The sequence below is a fragment of the Arthrobacter crystallopoietes BAB-32 genome, from assembly GCF_000328305.2.
Lineage (GTDB): Bacteria > Actinomycetota > Actinomycetes > Actinomycetales > Micrococcaceae > Crystallibacter > Crystallibacter crystallopoietes_A.
The window spans coordinates 1-1,918 of the sequence record NZ_ANPE02000329.1; the positions used below are offsets into that span (position 1 = coordinate 1).

At 73.5% G+C, this 1,918-nt stretch carries 2 protein-coding genes; both read right to left on the bottom strand.

What is annotated here, in order from left to right; translation table 11 throughout:
* The coding region (locus D477_RS20750; RefSeq protein WP_005275472.1) for a hypothetical protein at positions 1-249 on the bottom strand (249 nt) is incomplete at its 3' end.
* A partial coding sequence (locus D477_RS22935; protein ID WP_005275475.1) for a hypothetical protein occupies positions 242-1,918 on the bottom strand: 1,677 nt, incomplete at its 5' end. The genes D477_RS20750 and D477_RS22935, both read right to left, overlap by 8 nt.

The following is a 1,918-nucleotide window of genomic DNA, read 5'->3' on the forward strand; positions in this document are numbered from 1 at the left end:
CATGCTGCCTGCGCCGGCCTGGCCGGGGGACCGGGCGGCGAGCCAGCCGAGGTCGACCCACTCGGCGAGGTAGGAGAGCATGGCTTCGGGTGCGCGGTACGGGTCGAAGTACCCGGTCAGGCCGGCCAGGACGCGGTGGGCCGGGGCGTGCAGTTCTTCGGCGGCTGCGGCGAAGGCCTGCAGCGGCCGGTTGGTCTCCGCGGCGGTGCGGAAGACTTCGGGCAGGATCGCCAGCAGCCGGTCAGCCATCGGACTGCACCACGTCGATCCGGTGCTCTCCTGAGCAGAAGAGCCAGGTGTCGGGCAGCGTGACGACGTCGTCGACCACGCGTTCGGACCGGCTGTGCCAGTGCTCTGCCGCGTCACTGGAGCCGAAGACGCCGCGGGTGCCGGCGGCGAGCAGGAGCGGAACGCCGTCGTCGCCATAGGCCCCGGACACCGACTGCACCGGTTCGAACCGGGTGCGGTCGCGCAGCGGAAGGCCGCAGTTGACATCGCGGCGGTCCCAGCCGCCTGGCGCGGCCAGGTCCAGGGCGATGACGCCGCTGCTGTAGGTCGCGGCGTAGGCCCGGCCGCCGAGGATGTGCAGGCCGGAGCAGCTGCCGCCCGTCCAGCCGTCGGCCAGGTCCTCCCAGGACGCGGCGAAGGAATCGTCGAAGCGGGTCCGGTCCAGTTCCACCAGCTTTACCCTCGCGCAGCCGGCGCCGGAGCCTTCCGGGACGGCGCGGCCGAGCCACAGCCAGGTGGCCGGGCCGTCGTACTGGACGGCCATGCAGCGCACGTCGTCGCCGCTGGGGCGGATCCGGTGGAAGGTCTCCGGGGCGCCGTCCTGGGGCGAGAGCCAAATGCCGGCTCCGGCCTCCGCGGCGAGCACCACGCCGGTCTGGCCGCGCACGTCGGTGAAGGCGTCCACTGTATAGAAGCCGCGGTCCGGGTCCGAGGAATCCACCACGTTCTGAACCGGCACCGCGTCCGGGTGGTCCGGCAGCTCGTAGAGCCCGCGGGCGCCGGCCATCAGCAGGACCGGGCGCCCGGCCCGGGAGACCCAGGACAGGTCCGCGACGGGGAAGCCGAGTTCCGCCGCGCGCCGCCAGCTTTCGCCGAGGTCGTCGCTGACATAGATGCGCGAGCCCTCGTCGGTGCTGGTGGCCGCGGCGACCTTGCCCGGAAACGCGGCGGCCGCCCGTCCCGGCCCCGGCTCGGGGTAGGGAACAACGATGCGGATGGACTCGCCGTCGAACCCGGCACAGGCCTCCCAGCCCCGGCCCCAGTTAAGCGTGCGGAACAGCGTGCTGCCGCTGGCCACGAACCAGCTGCCCGGCCGGCCGGCGGCACGGACCAGGCTGACGGCGTCCAGGTCCGGAACCTCCTCCACCTCCAGCCGCACCCCGTCCACGTATTCCACGCCGGGTTCGGCCTCCTCCATCACCCGGTACAGGTTGGACACCCGCAGCGGGTTGCCAAAGCCCGAGCCGTAGCCGGTCCCGCCTTCCGGCAGCGGGTTGATGGAGGAGTGCAGCCGCTGCAGGATCCGCTGCTGCACGCCGGCGGCGTCCTCATCGGGACGCACGTGGACGCGGGCGCGGACCAGCACCTGCTTGCTGCGGGCGAAGCGGACCACCGGGACCGCGCCGATGGTGGCGCGTCCGGCCAGGTGGGCCGCCACCTCGTCGACCACCTGGCCGCGTGCGTAGCTCTGCAGCTGCCCGGCGGTGATGCGTCCGTCCTGGCGGTCCGGCTCGGGCACGTGCGGGACCAGCACCACTTCCACTTCGCCCGGGTTCGCGAAGGACCAGATCTCCCGCCGGGTGAAGGCGCGGACCCGGCCGACGCCGCCGTGCCGGGCGGCCAGCACCTCGTAGTCCCGGACGGTGACGGCGCGGTCGCGAGCCTGGAAATCCTGCGGCGCCCGGCGCAT